Genomic DNA, 16,366 nt, shown 5'->3' on the forward strand with positions numbered 1-16,366 from the left:
CGAAAGATCTCTGAAGATCATCAATTGTGGCGAGGGAGCTTGCTCCCGCCGGGTTGCGAAGCAGCCCCAAGATCAGCGATTTGGTGTGTCAGGCACACCGAGGCGCCCGATTTCACGACTGCTTCGCAGCCGAGCGGGAGCAAGCTCCCTCGCCACAGAAGCCCGCTCGCACAGCGAAACCAACGTTTACAGGTCGCCGTAACCCAGCGAACGCAGTGCACGCTCGTCGTCGGACCAGCCGCCCTTCACCTTGACCCACAGGTTGAGCATGATCTTGGAGTCGAACAGCAGCTCCATGTCCTTGCGCGCTTCGGTGCCGATGCGTTTGATGCGCTCGCCCTTGTCGCCAATGATGATCTTCTTCTGCCCGTCACGCTCGACGAGGATCAGCGCATGAATATGCAGGGTCTTGCCCTGCTGCTTGAACTCTTCGATCTCGACGGTGATCTGGTACGGCAGTTCGGCGCCCATCTGGCGCATGATTTTCTCGCGCACCAGTTCGGCGGCAAGGAAACGGCTGCTGCGGTCGGTGATCTGGTCTTCCGGGAAGAAGTGATCATTCTCCGGCAGGTGATCGGCGATGACCTTTTCCAGCGCGTCGAGGTTGTGCCCGTGCTGCGCGGAAATCGGGATGATCTGCGCGTTCGGCAGCTGTTCCTGCAACCACGACAGGTGCGGCATCAGCTCGGCCTTGTCTTCGATGCGGTCGGTCTTGTTCAGCGCGACGATCAGCGGGCCGGTCACGTACTGCACGCGCTCCAGCACCATCTGGTCTTCTTCGGTCCACTTGGTGCGGTCGACCACGAAGATCACCACGTCGACGTCTTTCAACGCCGCCGAAGCGGTTTTGTTCATGTAGCGGTTCAGGGCCTTTTCGCCACCCTTGTGCATGCCGGGGGTGTCGACGTAGATCGCCTGCACGTCACCCTCGGTCTTGATCCCGAGCATGTTGTGACGGGTGGTCTGCGGCTTGCGCGAGGTGATCGCCAGTTTCTGGCCGAGGATGTGGTTGAGCAGCGTCGACTTGCCGACGTTGGGACGGCCGACGATGGCAACGTAGCCACAGCGAGTTGCGTTTGTATCAGTCATTGCCATTCTCCACGCCCAGGGCAATCAGTGCTGCGGCGGCCGCTACCTGCTCGGCAATACGACGGCTCACACCCTGACCTCGGCTTTTTTCATTCAATAAGACCACTTCGCACTCGACGAAGAAGGTACGGCAGTGCGGCTCACCCTGGATATCCACCACTTCATAGCGTGGCAGTTCGCAACCGCGCGATTGCAGGTGTTCCTGCAGGCGGGTCTTGGGATCCTTGTTGGTGTCGACCAGCGTCAGGCCTTCGAACTCACCGGCCAGCCAGGCCAGTACGCGCTCGCGAGCGACGTCCATGCCGGCATCGAGGTAGATCGCACCGATCAGCGCTTCGAGGGCATCGGCCAGAATCGATTCGCGGCGGAAGCCACCGCTTTTCAGTTCGCCCGAGCCCAGACGCAGGTAGTCGCCCAAGTCAAAACCACGGGCCAGCACGGCCAGTGTCTCACCCTTCACCAGGCGTGCGCGCAAACGCGACAACTGGCCTTCGCGGGCCAGCGGGAAGCGATCGAACAGCGCCTCGCCGGCGACGAAGTTGAGGATGGCATCGCCGAGGAATTCCAGGCGTTCGTTGTTACGCCCGGCAAAGCTGCGGTGCGTGAGGGCCAGCAGCATCAGCTCCTGATCCTTGAAGGTGTAACCGAGCTGGCGCTCGAGACGGCTTAGAGAAACGCTCACGGTTTACCCACGCTGAGTTCGTGGCTGGATTCCACTGCCATCGCCGGGGTACGGCGCAGGCCTGGGACAATTAACGCTGTGTTCAAAAATGACGTCCTGAATATCGTGGCTTCATGCCCTGGCGCCGATTTGTGTCGACTCCAGAAATGCATTCGGCGCTGTGGTCAACAGCGCCGTGATTGATTACTTGATCAGGCCAACCCGCGAGAAATTCGGCAGGTGGCTGAGTTTCGGTTCCGGCCAGCTCATCCAGACAGCGAAGGCTTTGCCGACGATATTCTGGTCGGGAACCATGCCCAGCAGATCCTTGGGAATGTTCGGGTCATCCCAGTAGCGACTGTCGTTGGAGTTGTCGCGGTTGTCACCCATCATGAAGTAATGGCCGGCCGGCACGGTCCAGGTATGGTCCGGGGTAGCACGGTAGCGGCTCATTTCCTTGCGGATCAGGTGTTCGGCAGCGCCGAGTTTTTCCTTGTAGAGCTCCGCGCTGCCCAGCGTGCCCGGCTCGGAGCCGACCAGTTGCTCGGCAATCGACTCGCCATTGACCAACAGACGCTTGTCGGCGGTGTAACGCACCGTGTCGCCTGGCAGGCCGACTACACGCTTGATGTAGTTGACGTTCGGGTCGCTCGGGTAGCGGAACACCATCACATCGCCACGCTGTGGATCACCGACTTCGATGACTTTCTTGTCGATCACCGGCAGGCGGATCCCGTAAGAAAACTTGTTCACCAGAATGAAGTCGCCCACGTCCAGGGTCGGTTTCATCGAGCCGGATGGAATCTGGAACGGTTCCACCAGGAACGAACGCAGCACCAGCACGATGAACAGCACCGGAAAGAACGACTTGCCGTATTCAACCAGCAACGGCTCTTTGTTCAGCTTCTCGACCACCACGGGCTCGGGCTGGCTGACACTGCCTTGATAGGAGGCAATGGCAGCACGCCGACGCGGTGCCAGGAACAGCAGATCGAGCAACGCCAACAGGCCGCAGACGAACACGGCGATGACCAGCAACAGCGGGAAATTTAGTGACATAGGACCTGACTATTCCAACCTGAGCACGGCAAGGAAGGCTTCTTGTGGAATTTCCACGTTGCCGACCTGCTTCATGCGTTTCTTACCGGCCTTTTGCTTTTCAAGCAGCTTTTTCTTACGGCTTACGTCACCGCCGTAGCATTTGGCCAATACGTTCTTTCTGAGTGCCTTGACGGTTGTCCGGGCAACGATCTGACCGCCAATGGCCGCCTGGATCGCCACGTCGAACATCTGACGAGGAATCAGTTCTTTCATCTTCTCGGTCAACTGGCGACCTTTGAAGTGCGAATTGTCACGGTGCACGATCAACGCCAGGGCGTCGACCTTGTCACCGTTGATCAGCACGTCCAGTTTCACCAGATTAGCCGATTGGTAACGATCGAAATGGTAATCCAGCGAAGCATAGCCGCGGCTGGTGGATTTGAGGCGATCGAAGAAGTCCAGGACCACTTCGTTCATCGGCAGGTCGTAGGTCACTTGAACCTGATTGCCGAGGAACAGCATGTCGACCTGTACGCCGCGTTTCTCGATGCACAGGGTGATGACGTTGCCCAGGTGTTCCTGCGGAACCAGGATGTTGGCCCGCACGATCGGCTCGCGCATGTCTTCGATTGCCGACACATCCGGAAGCTTGGATGGGTTGTCGACGTAAATCGTTTCACCGGTTTTCAGCACCAGCTCGAAAATTACCGTTGGCGCGGTGGTGATCAGGTCCAGGTCGTATTCGCGCTCCAGGCGCTCCTGGATGATCTCCATGTGCAGCATGCCGAGGAACCCGCAACGGAAGCCGAAGCCCAGGGCGTCGGAGCTTTCCGGGGTGTACTGCAGCGACGAGTCGTTCAGGGTCAGTTTCTGCAGCGCTTCGCGGAAGTCCTCGAAGTCGTCGGAGCTGACCGGGAACAGGCCGGCGTAAACCTGCGGCTGGATGCGTTTGAAACCGGGCAGAACCGGCACATCCGGGGTCGAGCTCAGGGTCAGGGTGTCACCGACCGGTGCACCGTGAATGTCCTTGATGCTGGCGATGATGAAGCCCACTTCGCCAGCCTTGAGGTCCGCGGTAGCGGTGTGCTTCGGGTTGAATACACCGACGCTGTCGACCAGGTGGATCTTGCCGGTGGATTTCACCAGGATCTTGTCGCCCTTCTTCACGCGGCCATGACGCACGCGCACCAGGGAGACAACGCCCAGGTAGTTGTCGAACCAGGAGTCGATGATCAACGCTTGCAGCGGATCTTCGATATTGCCGGTCGGCGCAGGAATGGTCGCGACCAGACGCTCGAGCACTTCGTCGACACCCAGGCCGGTCTTGGCGCTGCAGGTGACGGCGTCGGTGGCGTCGATGCCGATGATCTTCTCGATCTCGTCCTTGACGCGGTCCGGTTCGGCCTGTGGCAGGTCGATCTTGTTCAGCACCGGCATGACTTCGAGGCCTTGCTCGATGGCGGTGTAGCAGTTGGCCACGGACTGGGCTTCAACACCCTGACCGGCATCGACCACCAGCAATGCCCCTTCACACGCGGCCAGGGAACGGCTGACTTCGTAGGTGAAGTCGACGTGGCCCGGGGTGTCAATGAAGTTCAGCTGGTAGGTGACGCCGTCTTTGGCTTTGTAATAGAGGGTAACGCTGTGGGCCTTGATGGTGATCCCGCGTTCGCGCTCCAGATCCATGGAATCCAGTACCTGGGCTTCCATTTCACGCTCGGCCAGGCCACCGCACATCTGGATGAAACGGTCAGCCAGCGTCGACTTGCCATGGTCAATGTGGGCGATGATGGAGAAATTGCGGATATGACTCAAATCACTCACGGATCAACACTCAAAAAGGCTGCAGGCTTGGCCCGCCGAAAAATAGCCGGGAATTGTACCTGATACACGGCGCAAGCGTCACGTTCGCCTGTCACCCCGATTGCATACGAAAACGCCCCGATCTGTCGACCGAGGCGTTTTCGCGGTTAAAGCGTTGGCAACAACGCGGCCATCAACCGGCCCGTCGCAGCAACCACACACCCGCCAATGCACAGACCGTGGCCGGCACCAGCACCGCGAACAGCGGCGAGAAACCGAACACCAGGCTCGACGGGCCGAGCAGATCCTGGACGATGCGGAAGGTGAAGCCCACCAGCACGCCGGTGAACACCCGCTGCCCGAGGGTCACCGAGCGCAACGGACCGAAGATGAAGGAGATCGCCATCAGCACCAGCGCGGCGGTGACCAGCGGCTGCAACACCTTGACCCAAAATGCCAGCCAGTAGCGGCCGTTGCTCAGGCCCTGATCCGCCAGATAGTGGATGTAGCCCCACAGACCGGAAATCGACAGCGACTCAGGCGCCATCACCACTGTGTTGAGCAATTGCGGGCTCAGCGACACGTCCCACTCCTCGCTCGGCGCGTTCACCACTTCGGTGCTGCGCTCGTGGAACACCGTGGTGGTCACGTCGCTGAGCAGCCAGCGCTTGCCGTCGAACTCCGCACGCTTGGCGAAGCTGGAACTGAGCAAGTGACGCTCTTTGTCGAAGTGATAGCGGGTCACGCCATACAACAGGCCGTCGGGTTGCACGGCGTTGATATGGATGAATTCCTCACCCTGACGGTGCCACATGCCGTGCTTGGCGCTCTGCGCGTCGCCACTGCCTTGCGCCAGCGAGCGATTGGCTTGGGCCATGCTTTCGGTCGCCGGCGCCACGTATTCGCCGATCAGTACGCCGGCCAACATGAGCACCAGCATTGGCTTCATGACCGCCCAGACGATGCGCCCGATGGACACACCCGCGGCACGCATGACCGTCAGCTCGCTGCTGCTGGCCAGACTGCCGAGGCCGATCAGACAGCCGATCAGCGCGGCCATCGGCAACATTTCATACAGGCGACGCGGCGCGGTGAGCAGGACGAAGCTCAGCACGTCGGTCAATGTGTAGGTATCGCTGACGTCGCTCATCTCGTCGATGAAGGCGAACAGGGTCGCCAGACCCAGAATGATCGCCAGCACGGCGATGATCGCCACGAATACGCTGCTGCCGATGTAGCGGTCGAGTTTAACCACGGGCCACCTCCAGCGCAGCGCTGCGACGGCTGGCCAGCTTCAGGCGCAACGGCTCCCAGTACAGCAGGCCGAGACCGATGACCAGGAAGATCCCGTGCACCCACCACAGGCCAAGGGCCGGTGGGATCTTGCCTTTTTCGAGGGCGCCGCGGGCGGCAATCAGGATAGTCAGGTAAGCCATATAAAGAAGAATCGCCGGCAGCAGCTTCAGGAAACGGCCCTGACGCGGATTGACCCGCGACAGCGGCACCGCCATCAGGGTCACGATGAAGACCAGCAACGGCAACGAAATTCGCCATTGCAGCTCGGCCCTGGAACGCTCGTCGTCGGCGCCCAGCAGGGTCGAAGTCGGGATCGCGTCACGGTCGGTGACTTCGTCACTGGCGTCGGGTTTTGGCAGCAATACGCCGTAGGTGTCGTATTTGATCGCGCGGTAATCGGCCTGACCCGGGCTGCCGTCATAGCGATAGCCATTGTGCAGGATCAGGTAGCGGTTGCCGTCCGAGTGGATCTCCTGACGGCCCTTTTCGGCCACCAGCACGGAAATCCCGCGGTCCTTCTGATTGGCCCCGAGATTTTTCTGCGAGATGAACACGCCGCCGAGGTTGACGCGGTCGTCGGTCAGGCTTTCGGTGTAGGTCACCCGAGTGCCGTCACGCAAAGCCTGAAAACGGCCAGGCTCGAGGGTATCGAACTCTGTCAGGGCGTCCTGCTTGTTCAGCAGCAACTGAAACTGGTTGGCGCCTTGCGGGGCCAGACTCAGGCTCAGCCACGCCACCACCAGTGCTACCAGCGTCGCCGGGAACAGGGTCATGCGCAGCAGACGCTGCTGACTCATGCCGGTGGCCGAAAGCACGGTCATTTCGCTTTCGAGGTACAACCGGCCGTAAGCCAGCAGGATCCCGAGAAACAGGCCCAACGGCAGGATCAGCTGCATGAAGCCCGGCAGACGGTAACCCATGATCAGGAACAGCGATCCCGGATCGAGTTGGCCCGCAGCGGCCTGGGCAAGGTATTTGATGAAGCGACCGCTCATGATGATGACCAGCAGCACGGCGCTGACGGCGCTCAGGGTCAACATCACTTCACGGGACAGATAACGGAAGACGATCAAACCAGACACTCCAGGGTTGTCAGGCTAAGGCGGCCAAACAAGCAAACGTCTCGACCGGCCCGCAAGGCAGAGCCGTCGAAAAAAGATGCGGCATTATCCTGTGATTGAGGGCGCCTGTCACTGCGCACACTCACCCAAGCGTAGATTCCGTTGAAGATCGCACAACCGAGGGTTGTCAGGCGCGGTGAGCGAGGTTCAAACTGCCGCCTTCGTCGCAGGCACAGACCTGCGCCTCTTCTATCTATAAGCAGGCGACTGCGGACACCGTCGAGCGCCTGTGTGTTGACCATTCATTCAGGGATCCGGACATGGAACTGGTTGTAAAAAGCGTTAGCCCAGAAACGTTGAAAACCGCCACCCTGGTGGTTGCCGTCGGCGAAGGCCGCAAACTCGGCGTGGCTGCCAGACAGGTCGACGAGTTGAGCGGTGGCGCGATCAGCGCCGTGCTCAAGCGTGGCGACCTGGCCGGCAAGGTCGGTCAAAGCCTGCTGCTGCATAGCCTGCCGAACCTGAAAGCCGAACGCGTGCTGCTGGTCGGCGTGGGCAAGGATGAAGAACTGGGCGACCGTCCGTTCCGCAAAATCGTTGCCGGCATCCTCAATACGCTCAAAGGCCTGGGCGGCAGCGACGCCGTGCTGGCGCTGGATGAAATCATCGTCAAGAACCGCGACAGCTACGGCAAAACCCGCCTGCTGGCGGAAACCCTGGTGGACGGCGAATACACCTTCGACCAGTTCAAGAGCCAGAAAGCCGAACCGCGCGCCCTGAAGAAAATCACCCTGCTGACCATCAAGGCTGCTCAGGCTGAAGTGCAGCGCGCCGTGAACCACGCCACCGCGATCGCCAACGGCATGGCCTTCACCCGTAATCTGGGCAACCTGCCGCCGAACATCTGCCACCCGACCTTCCTCGGCGAGCAAGCGAAGAACCTCGGCAAAGAGTTCAAGGATCTGAAAGTCGAAGTCCTCGACGAGAAGAAGATCAAATCCCTCGGCATGGGCTCGTTCTACGCCGTTGGCCAGGGCAGCGCCCAGCCGCCGCGCCTGATCGTCATGCAATACAACGGTGGCAAAAAATCCGAGAAGCCTTACGCGCTGGTCGGTAAAGGCATCACCTTCGACACCGGCGGCATCAGCCTGAAGCCGGGCGCCGGCATGGACGAAATGAAGTACGACATGGGCGGCGCGGCCTCGGTGTTCGGGACCCTGCGTGCCGTGCTTGAGTTGAAGCTGCCGATCAATCTGGTGTGCATCCTCGCCTGCGCGGAAAACATGCCGAGCGGCAATGCCTCGCGTCCGGGCGACATCGTCACCACCATGAGCGGCCAGACCGTGGAAATCCTCAACACCGACGCCGAAGGCCGTCTGGTGCTGTGCGATGCCCTGACCTATTCCGAGCGCTTCAAGCCGCAAGCGGTGATCGACATCGCCACCCTGACCGGTGCCTGTGTGGTTGCACTCGGTGCACACACGTCTGGCCTGCTGGGCAACAACGACGAGCTGATCGAGCAACTGCTCAGCGCCGGTAAAGCCGCTGATGACCGCGCCTGGCAGCTGCCGCTGTTCGACGAATACCAGGAGCAACTGGACAGCCCGTTCGCCGACATCGCCAACATTGGCGGGCCGAAGGCCGGCACCATCACTGCCGCGTGCTTCCTGTCGCGCTTCACCAAGAACCTCAACTGGGCGCACCTGGACATCGCGGGCACCGCGTGGACCAGCGGCGGTAAGGACAAGGGCGCCACCGGCCGTCCGGTTCCGCTGCTGACCCAATACCTGCTGGACCGCGCCAAAGCCTGAAACCGATGAACCTGGGCGGCGTCACTCTACGGTGACGCCGCTCAAGGCTCAGGAACCGCAATGACCAAAGTCGACTTCTACATCCTGCCCAGCGCCGACCCTTCGGCTCGCCTGGACTTTGCCTGCAAGCTCACCGAGAAAGCCTGGCGCATGGGCCACCGCATCTACCTGCATTGCAGCGATGCCGCTCAGCGTGACGACCTCGATGCGCGCCTGTGGGCGTTCAAGGGTGAAACCTTCGTGCCCCACGGCCCTGCCGAGAGTGAAGCGGACGGTTTGATCGTGCTGGGACTGGGTGCTGACTGCGGCGGACATCAGGATCTGCTGGTCAACCTCGACCTGAAAGTCCCGACCTTCGCCAGCCAATTCGCCCGGGTGGCGGAAGTGGTGGTGGAAGATCCGACGATTCGCGCGGCGGCACGGGAGAGTTTCCGTTTCTACCGCGAACAGGGCTATCCTCTGCAAGATCACCGTTTACAGCGACTCTGAGTACGCCGATGGACACTCCAAAACCGCTGCAAAAGCCCGCACACCTGCTGGACGATCTCGAATCGATCCGTCAGTTGCTCGGCGATGACAACCTGCAACCGCCACTGCTGACCGACACGGTCGAGGATGGCGAACAGGAACAGATTCCGATGTTGTTCGAGGCCGTCGACGCCACGCCGCCCGCCATCGAACCACCACCCGCTCCGGCCCCGGCACCTGCTGTTGCGCCTGTGGATAAAGGCCCGGACGCCCTGCTGCACCTGGACAGCGAACTGCGCGCCGCCGCGCAATTGATCATGCAGGACGTGCTCGACGACTTCGCGCCGCACATCGAAACCGAAATCAAACGCCGCCTCGAGGCGCGGATGGAACGGTTGCTGAGCCAATACGAATAGTCCGGCCCCCGGTATTTTGTGGCGAGGGAGCTTGCTCCCGTTGGGGTGCGAAGCGCCCCCCAAAACCATTCAACAGTGTTTTGTCCACGAAGCCTGCGTGGCCGTGTTACGACTGCTGCGCAGCCGAGCGGGAGCAAGCTCCCTCGCCACAGAGTTCGCGACCACATTTAGATCTCCATCCGGCCCGCCCCGCTCGCCCTCGGCCCCATGCCCCGCTATACTTCCCGGCTTTTCCTGAATAAATGCCAATAGGGTCCCGCCGCGCATGGATAAGACCTACCAGCCGCACGCCATTGAAACTTCCTGGTACAACACCTGGGAGTCCGAGAACTATTTCGCACCGCAAGGCGCGGGCGATTCCTACACCATCATGATCCCGCCGCCGAACGTCACCGGCAGCCTGCACATGGGGCACGGTTTCAACAACGCGATCATGGACGCCCTGATCCGTTTCCGCCGCATGCAGGGTCGCAACACCCTGTGGCAGCCGGGCACCGACCATGCCGGTATCGCCACGCAGATGCTGGTGGAGCGTCAACTCGAAGCCACCGGCCAGAACCGCCATGACCTGGGCCGCGAGAAATTCCTCGAGAAAGTCTGGGAGTGGAAGGATCAGTCCGGCGGCAACATCAGCCGTCAGATCCGCCGCCTCGGCTCGTCCGTGGACTGGAGCCGCGAGCGCTTCACCATGGACGACGGTCTCTCGGAAGCGGTCAAAGAAGCCTTCGTGCGCCTGCACGAAGACGGTCTGATCTACCGCGGTAAGCGCCTGGTCAACTGGGACACCAAGCTGCACACGGCGATTTCCGACCTCGAAGTGGAAAACCACGACGAAAAAGGTTTCCTGTGGAACCTCAAGTACCCGCTGGCCGACGGCGCGAAAACCGCTGAAGGCAACGATTTCCTGATCGTCGCGACCACCCGTCCGGAAACCATGCTCGGCGACTCTGCCGTCGCGGTTAACCCGAACGATGAGCGCTACAAAGCCCTGATCGGCAAATTCGTCGAGCTGCCACTGGTTGGCCGCCGCATCCCGATCATCGCCGACGATTACTGCGATCCAGAATTCGGCACCGGCTGCGTGAAAATCACCCCGGCCCACGATTTTAATGACTACGAAGTCGGCAAGCGGCACAACCTGCCGCTGCTGAACATCTTCGACAAGAACGCCAACGTGCTGCCAGCAGCCCAGGTGTTCAACCTCGACGGCACGCTGAACGACAGCATCGACGGCAAGATCCCGGCCGAGTACGCCGGTCTCGAGCGTTTCGAAGCGCGCAAGCAGATCGTTGCCGCGTTCGACGCCGCCGGCCTGCTGGTCAGCGTCGACGATCACAACCTGAAAGTGCCGAAAGGCGACCGTTCCGGTACCGTGATCGAGCCGTGGCTGACCGACCAGTGGTACGTGTCGACCAAACCGCTGGCTGAGCCGGCGATTGCTGCCGTTGAAGACGGCCGTATCCAGTTCGTGCCCAAGCAGTACGAAAACATGTACTTCTCGTGGATGCGCGACATCCAGGACTGGTGCATCAGCCGTCAGCTGTGGTGGGGCCACCGGATTCCGGCCTGGTACGACGAGTCGGGCAAGGTCTACGTCGGTCGCGACGAAGCCGAAGTGCGCGCCAAGCACAACCTCGGCCCGGACGTTGCACTGCAACAGGACAACGACGTGCTCGACACCTGGTTCAGCTCGGGTCTGTGGACGTTCTCCACCCTCGGCTGGCCGGAAAAGACCGAATTCCTGAAGAAATTCCACTCCACCGACGTGCTGGTCACCGGTTTCGACATCATTTTCTTCTGGGTTGCCCGGATGATCATGCTGACAATGCACCTGATCAAGAACGAGGACGGTACCCCGCAAGTACCGTTCAAGACCGTTTACGTGCACGGTCTGGTGCGTGATGGCCAGGGCCAGAAGATGTCCAAGTCCAAGGGCAACGTCCTGGACCCGCTGGACATCATCGACGGTATCGAGCTGGAAGCCCTGGTGCAGAAACGCACCTCCGGCATGATGCAGCCGAAACTGGCGAAGAAGATCGAGAAGCAGACCCGCGACGAGTTCGCCGACGGCATCGCCAGCTACGGCACCGACGCCCTGCGCTTCACTTTCTGCTCGCTGGCGTCCACCGGTCGCGACATCAAGTTCGACATGGGCCGCGTCGAAGGCTATCGCAACTTCTGCAACAAGATCTGGAACGCCGCGCGTTATGTTCTGGACAAAGGCGAAGACTGCGGCCAGAACGGCGAAGCCTACGAGCTGTCGCTGGCGGATCGCTGGATCATCTCGCAGCTGCAGCGCACCGAAGCCGAAGTGACCCGCCAACTGGATCAGTTCCGTTTCGACCTCGCCGCGCAAGCGCTGTACGAGTTCATCTGGAACCAGTACTGCGACTGGTACCTGGAATTGTCCAAGCCAGTGCTGTGGGACGAAAACGCGCCGGTCGAACGTCAGCGCGGCACCCGTCGCACGCTGGTGCGCGTGCTGGAAGTGGCGCTGCGTCTGGCGCATCCGTTCATGCCGTTCATCACTGAAGAAATCTGGCAGCGCATCGCGCCGCTGGCCGGCATTCAGGGCAAGACGATCATGCTGCAACCGTGGCCGGTGGCCAACGAAGAGCGCATCGATCCGGCGGCCGAAGACGACATCGAGTGGCTCAAAGGCCTGATGCTCGGCACGCGTAACATCCGTGGCGAAATGAACATCGGCCCGGGCAAGCCGCTGCCGATCTACCTGAAGAACGTCAGCGCTGAAGACCAGCGCCGTCTGACCGAGAACGAGGCGCTGCTGAAGAAGCTGGCGCGCCTGGAATCGATCACCGTACTCGCCGCCGGTGAAGAAGCGCCGCTGTCCGCCACCGCGCTGGTCGGCGAGATGGAAGTGCTGGTGCCGATGGCCGGTCTGATCGACAAGGGCGCCGAACTGGCACGTCTGGACAAGGAAATCCTGCGTCTGCAGGGCGAAGTCCAGCGGGTTGGCGGCAAGCTGTCGAACGCCGGTTTCGTTGACAAGGCCCCGGCCGAAGTCATCGAGAAGGAACGCGCCAAACTGGCCGAGGCTGAACAGGCCTTGGGCAAACTGGCCGAGCAGCACGCGCGGATTTCCAGCCTGTAAGGGCAAGCCGCAATCAAAAAGGGAGGCCAAGTGGCCTCCCTTTTTCATTCCAGAACACCAACCCCCTGTAGGAGCTGCCGCAGGCTGCGATCTTTTGACTCTGTTTTTTAAAAACAAGATCAAAAGATCGCAGCCTGCGGCAGCTCCTACAGGGAATGGGGTTCACAGCGGCTGGATGTGGGACAATACCCGTCACTTTCAGCCATACCCGAATCGATCACACCCATGAACGCCCCCCGCACACCCAAACCTGCGCGCAAGAAGCCTGATGCCGCGACCCCGGCCAAAGCCGTCGAGCCGCGTGAAAAGGCCAGCCTGCACCCGCGCAATCGCCATCAGGGTCGTTACGACTTCCCGGCGCTGATCAAGACCACGCCGGAACTGGCGAAATTCGTGATCACCAACCCGTACGGCAAGGAAAGCATCGACTTCGCCAGCCCCGACGCGGTGCGCGTGTTCAACCGGGCGCTGCTCAAGGCGTTTTATGGCATCGAGCATTGGGACATCCCGGCCGATTATCTCTGCCCGCCGGTGCCGGGTCGTGCCGACTACGTGCACTTCCTCGCGGACTTGCTGGCGAGCATGAACGACGGCAAGGTGCCGCGTGGTGCAATCGTCAACGTGCTGGACATCGGCATGGGCGCCAACTGCGTGTATCCGCTGATCGGTAACAGCGAATACCGCTGGCACTTCCTCGGTTCGGAAATCGATCCGACCGCCGTGGCTGCCGCCCGAGCCATCGTCCAGTCCAACGGGCTGAACAAGGTGATCCAGCTACGCCAGCAGGAAAACCGCAAGCACATCCTGATCGGCTTGCTGGAGCCGGGCGAGCGCTTTGACCTGACCATGTGCAACCCGCCGTTCCACGCTTCGATGGAAGAGGCGACCAAGGGCAGCGAGCGCAAATGGCGCGCACTGGGCAAGGCCGATCCGAAACGCAAACTGCCGGTGCTGAACTTCGGTGGTCAGTCCGCCGAGCTGTGGTGTGAAGGCGGCGAAGCGCGTTTCGTGACCCAACTGATCGCCGAGAGCGCGAACTTCCAGCACAAGGTGCTGTGGTTCAGCACCCTGGTGTCGAAAGCCTCGAACCTGCCCGCCATCGAAACCGCCCTGAAAAAGGCCGGTGTGCTGGAAAGTCAGGTGGTGGAGATGTCGCAAGGGCAGAAACAGAGCCGCTTCGTGGCGTGGACCTTCCAGACCAAGTCCGAGCAGCAGATCTGGCGGCGCGAGCGCTGGGTTCGCTGATTCTGTGTAGGAGCTGCGGCACGCTGCGATCTTTTGATCCTGCTTGAAAACAAGATCAAAAGATCGCAGCCTCGTTTCACTCGTCAGCTCCTACAGGGCGGCGTAGCACCACGCCAAATCGCAGGCACAAAAAAACCGTGCCCGGATCACTCCGGTGCACGGTTTTTTTTCGCTGCGTCTTACTTGTTCACAGCGTCGGTCAGGCCTTTGGCCACAACCAGCTTGATCACTTTCTTGGCAGGGATTTCGATGGCAGCGCCAGTCGAAGGGTTACGGCCAGTGCGGGCAGGACGCTCGGTCACTTTCAGCTTGCCGATACCTGGCAAGGTGATTTCGCCGCCATTTTCCAGCTGATCAGCAACGATTTGGCCCAGTTGGTCCAGAGCGTTACGCGCGGTGGTTTTCGGCGCGTCGATAGCTTCAGCGATGTCGGCGATCAGTTGGTCTTTAGTAAGAGCCATGTAGTGTTCCTTCCCTATCAAATTCATATGGATTGCAGAGTGCAGTGTCAGCCATCGAGCCCGATCTTCTGGATCTGGCACCCTCGGCGATAACCACGACGAGTCGGGTTATAGATGCCGAAATCAGGGTTTGGTTCGACCTGACAAATGCTGAATGCACGCTTAACGCAGTGACTTCGCGTAAGACCGGGCAAAACTAGCACAGAGACGGGGAAATATCCGCCTCTAGCTACCCATTTGGTCAGCTTTATTGCTCTAAATCGGTAAAAAACTGCATAAGGCCGGGCACTTGCCCCGGATTTGCCCTTCCACCCCCTGATTACGCCGCCATGGGCCGCAATTTTTTGCTGCGCCCTGTTTTTGTAGGAGCTGCCGCAGGCTGCGATCTTTTGATCTTGTTTTTGAAAAATCAAAGTCAAAAGATCGCAGCCTTCGGCAGCTCCTACAGGGAGTCTCGGATGGAGTTTGCGGTACACTGGGCGCTTTTTCGGGGGAGCCTGCCCTCCTCCCTTCCACCAGCCGAGAAGCCCATGCCGATCCGTCATTGCATCGTCCACCTGATCGACAAAAAACCCGACGGCACGCCCGCAGTTCTGCACGCCCGTGATACAGAGCTCGCTGAATCCGCGGCCATCGAGAACATGCTCGCCGACCTCAACGAGAGCTACAACGCCAAACAGGGCAAAGCCTGGGGTCTGTTCCATCCGGAATCCGGTGCGTTCCCGTTCAGCGGCTGGCTGAAGGAATACATGGACGGCGGCAAGGACTTCACCGCGTTCAGCAAAGTCGCGGTCGAGCATCTGCAAAAGCTGATGGAAGAATCGAACCTGTCAGTCGGCGGCCACGTGCTGTTCGCCCACTATCAGCAAGGCATGACCGATTACCTCGCGATCGCCCTGTTGCACCACAGCGAAGGCGTGGCGGTGACCGATGAGCTGGACGTGACCCCGTCGCGTCACCTCGACCTCGGCCAGTTGCACCTGGCGGCGCGGATCAACGTCTCCGAGTGGCAGAACAACAAGCAGTCCAAGCAGTACATCTCGTTCATCAAGGGCAAGAACGGCAAGAAGGTTTCGGAATACTTCCGCGACTTCATCGGCTGCCAGGAAGGCGTCGACGGCCCGGGCGAAACCCGCACCCTGCTCAAGGCCTTCAGCGACTTCGTCGAGAGCGAAGACCTGCCGGAAGACTCCGCCCGCGAGAAAACCAAGACCCTGGTCGATTACGCCAGCAGCCAGGCCAAGCTCGGCGAGCCGATGGGTCTGGAAGAGCTGTCGGAGCTGATCGACGAAGAGCGGCCGAAAGCCTTCTACGACCACATCCGCAACAAAGACTACGGCCTGTCGCCGGAGATTCCGGCGGACAAACGCACCCTCAACCAGTTCCGCCGCTTCACCGGCCGCGCCGAAGGCCTGTCGATCAGCTTTGAGGCGCACCTGCTGGGCTCGAAGATCGAGTACGACGAAGAGGCTGGCACCCTGATCATCAAGGGCCTGCCGACCTCGCTCACCGATCAGCTCAAGCGCCGCAACTGATGCTCGGCAATGTGCTGAAGAAGGTTGCGCTGGTTCTCCTGGTGGTGGTGGTCTATCAGAACTGGGGCAAGATCGAGCGGGTGTTCAACCCGTCGCAGATGGTCTCCGAGCAGACGCGGGCGCAGGCCCGTGTTGTGCTGTATGCCACCGACTGGTGCGGCTACTGCAAGCAGACCAAGCGTTTTCTCGACAGCAAGGGGATTCCCTTCAAGGAATTCGACATCGAGAAGGACGCCGAGGCGCGCAAGGCGTATGAGGCGCTGGGTGGGCGCGGGATTCCGCTGATTGACGTGAATGGCACGTTGATTCGTGGGTTCGACCCGGACGAGATCCTCGCCGCCCTGAAGTAACACACACACCTGTGGCG

Annotated in this window: 15 protein-coding genes; 7 read left to right on the forward strand and 8 right to left on the reverse strand. The window is 60.6% G+C overall.

Going from position 1 to position 16,366, the window contains the following annotated elements:
- Positions 1-186 precede the first annotated feature (186 nt).
- The 6 genes from era to lptF all read right to left on the reverse strand — a co-directional run bounded on the left by era (position 187) and on the right by lptF (position 6,963).
- Positions 187-1,089: a GTPase Era gene (era, locus tag ACU680_RS09065; protein WP_003221935.1), complete on the reverse strand. Its 903-nt coding sequence runs from the start codon at positions 1,087-1,089 to the stop codon at positions 187-189.
- Positions 1,082-1,771 carry a ribonuclease III gene (rnc, locus tag ACU680_RS09070; RefSeq protein ID WP_024011703.1) on the reverse strand — a complete coding sequence of 230 codons (690 nt, stop codon included), beginning with the start codon at positions 1,769-1,771 and terminating at the stop codon, positions 1,082-1,084. Before rnc ends, era begins: the two co-directional genes overlap by 8 nt.
- A 183-nt stretch (positions 1,772-1,954) precedes the next feature.
- Entirely contained in the window at positions 1,955-2,809 is an 855-nt protein-coding gene (gene lepB, locus ACU680_RS09075; RefSeq protein WP_007965160.1) for a signal peptidase I, read from the reverse strand.
- 9 nt (positions 2,810-2,818) lie between these two features.
- Entirely contained in the window at positions 2,819-4,615 is a 1,797-nt protein-coding gene (lepA, locus tag ACU680_RS09080) for a translation elongation factor 4 (protein WP_003221926.1), read from the reverse strand.
- 172 nt (positions 4,616-4,787) lie between these two features.
- Positions 4,788-5,849, reverse strand: a complete 1,062-nt coding sequence (lptG, locus tag ACU680_RS09085) for an LPS export ABC transporter permease LptG (RefSeq protein ID WP_007965162.1) — start codon at positions 5,847-5,849, stop codon at positions 4,788-4,790.
- Entirely contained in the window at positions 5,842-6,963 is a 1,122-nt protein-coding gene (gene lptF / locus ACU680_RS09090; RefSeq protein WP_258678562.1) for an LPS export ABC transporter permease LptF, read from the reverse strand. The genes lptG and lptF overlap by 8 nt, the downstream gene beginning before the upstream one ends.
- A gap of 308 nt (positions 6,964-7,271) precedes the next feature.
- Between lptF and ACU680_RS09095 the strand changes: the two genes are divergently transcribed.
- The 5 genes from ACU680_RS09095 to rlmF all read left to right on the forward strand — a co-directional run bounded on the left by ACU680_RS09095 (position 7,272) and on the right by rlmF (position 14,003).
- A complete protein-coding gene (locus tag ACU680_RS09095) occupies positions 7,272-8,762 on the forward strand; it encodes a leucyl aminopeptidase (RefSeq protein WP_027610952.1) in 1,491 nt (496 codons plus the stop codon).
- Between the two features lie 60 nt (positions 8,763-8,822).
- A complete protein-coding gene (locus ACU680_RS09100; protein WP_400760994.1) occupies positions 8,823-9,251 on the forward strand; it encodes a DNA polymerase III subunit chi in 429 nt (142 codons plus the stop codon).
- Positions 9,252-9,259: 8 nt separating this feature from the next.
- Entirely contained in the window at positions 9,260-9,646 is a 387-nt protein-coding gene (locus ACU680_RS09105; protein WP_007965168.1) for a hypothetical protein, read from the forward strand.
- Positions 9,647-9,911: 265 nt separating this feature from the next.
- Positions 9,912-12,758, forward strand: coding sequence for a valine--tRNA ligase (locus ACU680_RS09110; RefSeq protein ID WP_007965170.1), 2,847 nt, complete (start codon positions 9,912-9,914; stop codon positions 12,756-12,758).
- A 225-nt stretch (positions 12,759-12,983) separates the two neighbouring features.
- A complete protein-coding gene (gene rlmF / locus ACU680_RS09115) occupies positions 12,984-14,003 on the forward strand; it encodes a 23S rRNA (adenine(1618)-N(6))-methyltransferase RlmF (RefSeq protein WP_041064757.1) in 1,020 nt (339 codons plus the stop codon).
- Between the two features lie 179 nt (positions 14,004-14,182).
- Here the strand turns inward: rlmF and ACU680_RS09120 are convergent, their stop codons facing one another.
- Positions 14,183-14,464: an HU family DNA-binding protein gene (locus ACU680_RS09120; RefSeq protein ID WP_003221909.1), complete on the reverse strand. Its 282-nt coding sequence runs from the start codon at positions 14,462-14,464 to the stop codon at positions 14,183-14,185.
- A gap of 47 nt (positions 14,465-14,511) precedes the next feature.
- Positions 14,512-14,940: a hypothetical protein gene (locus ACU680_RS09125; RefSeq protein WP_448179255.1), complete on the reverse strand. Its 429-nt coding sequence runs from the start codon at positions 14,938-14,940 to the stop codon at positions 14,512-14,514.
- A 54-nt stretch (positions 14,941-14,994) separates the two neighbouring features.
- Here ACU680_RS09125 and yejK point away from each other — a divergent pair, with 54 nt between their 5' ends.
- Together yejK and ACU680_RS09135 are read left to right on the forward strand one after the other, a co-directional pair.
- A complete protein-coding gene (yejK, locus tag ACU680_RS09130; protein ID WP_108592630.1) occupies positions 14,995-15,999 on the forward strand; it encodes a nucleoid-associated protein YejK in 1,005 nt (334 codons plus the stop codon).
- Positions 15,999-16,349 (forward strand): glutaredoxin family protein, encoded by a 351-nt coding sequence (locus ACU680_RS09135; protein ID WP_115986579.1) that lies wholly within the window; start codon positions 15,999-16,001, stop codon positions 16,347-16,349. The genes yejK and ACU680_RS09135 overlap by 1 nt, the downstream gene beginning before the upstream one ends.
- Positions 16,350-16,366: the final 17 nt, after the last annotated feature.

The organism is Pseudomonas sp. LF020 (genome assembly GCF_053456425.1).

What these genes read in the sequence shown, in the direction of transcription:
- lepB (WP_007965160.1), bottom strand. Translation starts at nt 2,809, where the DNA reads ATGTCACTAAATTTCCCGCTGTTGCTGGTCATCGCCGTGTTCGTCTGC.
- ACU680_RS09095 (WP_027610952.1), top strand. Translation starts at nt 7,272, where the DNA reads ATGGAACTGGTTGTAAAAAGCGTTAGCCCAGAAACGTTGAAAACCGCC.
- ACU680_RS09120 (WP_003221909.1), bottom strand. Translation starts at nt 14,464, where the DNA reads ATGGCTCTTACTAAAGACCAACTGATCGCCGACATCGCTGAAGCTATC.
- yejK (WP_108592630.1), top strand. Translation starts at nt 14,995, where the DNA reads ATGCCGATCCGTCATTGCATCGTCCACCTGATCGACAAAAAACCCGAC.
- ACU680_RS09105 (WP_007965168.1), top strand. Translation starts at nt 9,260, where the DNA reads ATGGACACTCCAAAACCGCTGCAAAAGCCCGCACACCTGCTGGACGAT.
- ACU680_RS09135 (WP_115986579.1), top strand. Translation starts at nt 15,999, where the DNA reads ATGCTCGGCAATGTGCTGAAGAAGGTTGCGCTGGTTCTCCTGGTGGTG.
- era (WP_003221935.1), bottom strand. Translation starts at nt 1,089, where the DNA reads ATGACTGATACAAACGCAACTCGCTGTGGCTACGTTGCCATCGTCGGC.
- ACU680_RS09100 (WP_400760994.1), top strand. Translation starts at nt 8,823, where the DNA reads ATGACCAAAGTCGACTTCTACATCCTGCCCAGCGCCGACCCTTCGGCT.
- ACU680_RS09110 (WP_007965170.1), top strand. Translation starts at nt 9,912, where the DNA reads ATGGATAAGACCTACCAGCCGCACGCCATTGAAACTTCCTGGTACAAC.
- rlmF (WP_041064757.1), top strand. Translation starts at nt 12,984, where the DNA reads ATGAACGCCCCCCGCACACCCAAACCTGCGCGCAAGAAGCCTGATGCC.